4 protein-coding genes are annotated in these 3,949 nt (G+C 46.5%); 2 read left to right on the forward strand and 2 right to left on the reverse strand.

Annotated features, from left to right (window positions below):
* On the forward strand, nucleotides 1-953 hold a 953-nt coding region (locus tag B7Y67_RS12440; RefSeq protein ID WP_293598919.1), incomplete at its 5' end, for a polyprenyl synthetase family protein.
* Here the strand turns inward: B7Y67_RS12440 and B7Y67_RS12445 are convergent.
* Nucleotides 950-1,885, reverse strand: a complete 936-nt coding sequence (locus B7Y67_RS12445) for a reductase (protein WP_293598920.1) — start codon at nucleotides 1,883-1,885, stop codon at nucleotides 950-952. The genes B7Y67_RS12440 and B7Y67_RS12445 overlap by 4 nt on opposite strands.
* Nucleotides 1,886-1,941: 56 nt before the next feature.
* Here B7Y67_RS12445 and B7Y67_RS12450 point away from each other — a divergent pair, with 56 nt between their 5' ends.
* On the forward strand, nucleotides 1,942-2,709 hold the full coding sequence (locus B7Y67_RS12450) for a fumarylacetoacetate hydrolase family protein (RefSeq protein ID WP_293598921.1): 768 nt from the start codon (nucleotides 1,942-1,944) through the stop codon (nucleotides 2,707-2,709).
* 122 nt (nucleotides 2,710-2,831) lie between these two features.
* Here the strand turns inward: B7Y67_RS12450 and B7Y67_RS12455 are convergent, their stop codons facing one another.
* Nucleotides 2,832-3,851 (reverse strand): 2-dehydropantoate 2-reductase, encoded by a 1,020-nt coding sequence (locus B7Y67_RS12455; RefSeq protein WP_215387118.1) that lies wholly within the window; start codon nucleotides 3,849-3,851, stop codon nucleotides 2,832-2,834.
* Nucleotides 3,852-3,949: the final 98 nt, after the last annotated feature.

Here is a 3,949-nt window from a genome sequence, read left to right on the forward strand (position 1 = left end):
CCTTAGATTTCAAGGCCTTAGATGAAGTAATTCGCCTGCGATTAGCCTCAAAAGTTGCCTTAATTGACCAAATCTCGACTTACATCATCCAGGCAGGCGGAAAACGGGTTCGACCAGCCCTTTTGCTACTAGTCAGCAAGGCCTTAGCCAATGGTAGAGAAACTCCCCATGCCTTAGAGCTGGCAGCCGTAGTGGAATTTATCCACACAGCCACCCTACTCCATGATGACGTTGTCGATGAATCCACTCTAAGAAGGGGTCGCGAGACTGCCAATGCCGCTTTTGGCAATGCTGCGAGCGTGCTAGTGGGCGATTTCCTCTATTCCAGAGCTTTTCAGATGATGGTGGGGCCAAATGACCTAAGAGTCATGGAAATCCTGTCCGATGCAACCAATACGATTGCAGAGGGGGAAGTTTTACAGCTCCTCAATATGAATGACCCCGAAGTTGATGAAAAGAGTTATTTACGGGTGATTCGCTATAAAACCGCCAAATTATTCGAAGCATCCACAGAGCTTGGGGCAATTTTGGCGCAAGCATCGGATAGTTATCGAGAGCAGGCTGCTGCTTTTGGTCGCCACATTGGTACAGCCTTCCAATTAATGGATGACCTATTGGATTACACGGCTGACGCATCCCAAATGGGGAAAAATGCTGGCGATGATTTGAGAGAAGGAAAGCCTACGCTGCCGCTCATTTATCTTCTTGAAAACGGTAGTACTGAAGAGCAATTACTGGTTCGCGCAGCGATCGAGCAAAATCAAGACTTACCTGATGACGTCTTCCAGCAGATTCTGAGCGCAGTACAAAATTCTGGGGCTTTGGATTACACCCAAGCGGCCGCAAAACGAGAAGTAGATCTTGCGCTCGAATGTCTCAAAGACTTTCCTCAAAACGAATCAACAACAGCGTTACACGCTCTGTGCAAATACTCGTTATCTAGGCAAACCTAGGCTCCAACGCTTTTTACTCTGATATCGCGTGCAGTGATACGGGCCTTTTCTGCCTCATCACGTAAGCGCAAAATTTCCTCTGCACTGAGTCGCTCTAAATTGGAATAGTCCAATTTCCACGAAGGGTCTGAAGCCCAAACCAAAGGGGATTGCACCGTTGTTCGGCCTGCTGGAGCACCCTCTAACAAGCGAAGAGCCAATTCAAAATTGGAGTCTTGCGATTGAATATTGTTGGGAAGAGCTGCAGCATTGCCTAAGGGAAAGTCACTAAAGAGCAGACGGGGGACACCGCAATATTCCACAATATCTTTTGCCGCACCCATGATTACCGTGGGAATACCAGCAGCCTCCAAATATCGCGCCAATAAACTTTGGCTCTGATGGCAAATAGGGCAATTGGGAATCAGCACTGCAACATCAACATGATCTTCGCGCAGCTTACTCAGAATCAAGGGCGCATCAACCTCCAAGGTATGACGTTGACTGCGATTGGTGGGTAGCCCATAAAAATGTTGCGACAGGGACTGAATGCGTGCGTTTGCAGCAGCGCGCTTCGCTGCGCCCAGTGGAAACCAGCAATTACTATCCTGCATGTCGGCATTACGCCTATCAACCCCGACATGGGCAATACGCAAGTCTGCATCCTCATCAATTGAGCGAGTATAGGGGTCATAAAACTTAGCGGCTGCGTTATAGGGGGCACCAGGTCCTTGAGGGCCTTTACTGGCATCAAACGGGACTGCAGTAGTAACTAAACCTAGAATTGAATGTTTAAGTGGCTTTTGCAGTGGGGCAAAAGGCACCTCAATGTAGTGGGCCCAAACATAGGGTGTTTCATATCCCAAATCTAAATAGTAATTACGGGTACGCTCAATATAACGAACTGGCCAGTCCAATTCAGGTGCAAATTGCAGTTCAGAATTCTTAGTCATCAATTGATCCCTGTAAGATATTGCTTATCAAATATTAACTATCAGGAGAATTCATTATGGCTCAATGGCTCAGATTTCAACATCAAGGCAAATCCGGCTTAGGACAAGTTCAAGGGGATCAGGTTGCCGTGTACACCGGCGATCTATTTAACAATCCCCAAGCCACTGGAGAGACATTAAAGCTATCCGATATCACTATCGATACCCCATGCACTCCATCCAAAATGGTTGCCATGGTGGATAACTTTCATGCGCTGGTTACCAAACTGGAGCATGCCGTGCCGGCAGAGCCTTTGTATTTTCTGAAAGGCAATAACTCTTTCTTAGCAGCCAATCAAACCATTCGCACTCCAAAGTCTTACTCTGGAAAAGTCGTTTATGAGGGCGAACTCGGCATCGTCATCGGGAAAGCCTGTCATGAAGTAGATGAAGCGCAAGCGGCCGCTGCCATTTTTGGTTACACCTGCATTAACGATGTCACTGCAATTGAAATTTTGAATCGCGATCCTGGATATGCACAGTGGACACGCTCTAAGAGCTTCAATACTTTTGGAGTCTTTGGTCCTTACATCACCACCGATGTAGATCCAAGCAAGTTAACAATTAAAACTATATTGAATGATCAAGAGCGTCAGAACTACCCCATCGCCGATATGATTTTCCCACCAGCAAAATTGGTTAGCCTGATCTCACAAGATGTCCCACTGCAAGCTGGCGACATCATTGCTTGCGGAACTTCTGTTGGGGTTGGTTCAAAGAAGCCCGGTAGTAATGTCAGCATCATCATTGATGGTGTTGGACGCTTAGATAATCGCTTCGAATAGGTCATTAAGGTTGTTGGTCTAATCCCAACACCCCAAAACAAAAACCCTCACCATGTTTAGTGGTGAGGGTTTTTTAATACTCAATTACTTTAGGTGTTGAATCTACCTATTTCTGTAGAGGCTTAGTAACCAGAAACAGATGGCAACGCCAAGCTACCTTTAGAGGCCTGAACGTTTTCATCAAGGTACTTTGTTAATGCAAAGACGGTATTGAGGCAAGGTGTTGGTGTTTCGGTAATCTTTCCAAGCTCAATTACGGAGCCCAATAGAGCATCGATCTCTAAGCTACGACCCGCCTCCAGGTCCTGCAACATCGATGTTTTATGCTTACCGACTTTTTCAGCACCAGCAATACGACGCTCAATATCTACGCGGAAAGTGACGCCTAACTTCTCGGCAATCGTTTGCGCTTCAGCCATCATATTGCGAGCCAACTCTTTAGTCAGTGGATACTGGCAAATGCCCTCCAAAGTTCCATGAGTCAAAGAGCTGATTGGATTGAAAGTCATATTGCCCCACAACTTCAACCAAATCTCAGAGCGAATGTCTTCCAGGATTGGTGACTTAAATCCAGCTGCAGACATCATTTCTGACATCTTCTGAATACGCTCAGTCTGTTTGCCATCTAACTCACCTAATGGGAAGCGATTGCCTTCAACGTGACGGATCACGCCAGGAGCCTGAGTAAAGGTTGCTGGATAGACCACGCAACCTATGATGTTGTTTGGATTAATTGCATTCTTCGCAACCCCACCAGCATCAACTGTTTCGACAGAGTGATCTTGATAGTCGCCACCCAACTTCTGGAAGTACCACCAAGGAATGCCGTTTTGCATTGGAATCAAAATCGTTTCTGGGCCCATGATTGCAGCGAGATCCTCAATGATCGGCTCAACTTGGTGCGCCTTCACTGCCAAAATCACAACATCTGGAGTCTCTGCATCACGAATTTTTTCAACCGCTTTCACCTGTGCCACCAAAGGCTCAGGTTGGTCATCCATAATTAATGCAAGGCCACGCTCTTTAATTGCCGCCAAAGTGGCGCCACGCGCAACTACCGTGACATCATTGCCGGCTCGTGCCAACATGACAGCAAGGTAACCGCCAATCGCGCCCCCTCCACCGATCACACAGATTTTCATAAAAACTCCATAAAGATAAAAAATTTTGAATTGGTGCCATTTTAGAGGTGAACATTTTGCGGTGCAACAGGATATTGTGCCTAATATTTAAGCAATTT

This window comes from Polynucleobacter sp. 35-46-11 (assembly GCF_002281105.1).

Coding starts and splice junctions, on each gene's coding strand:
- B7Y67_RS12445 (WP_293598920.1), bottom strand. CDS start 1,885: ATGACTAAGAATTCTGAACTGCAATTTGCACCTGAATTGGACTGGCCA.
- B7Y67_RS12450 (WP_293598921.1), top strand. CDS start 1,942: ATGGCTCAATGGCTCAGATTTCAACATCAAGGCAAATCCGGCTTAGGA.
- B7Y67_RS12455 (WP_215387118.1), bottom strand. CDS start 3,851: ATGAAAATCTGTGTGATCGGTGGAGGGGGCGCGATTGGCGGTTACCTT.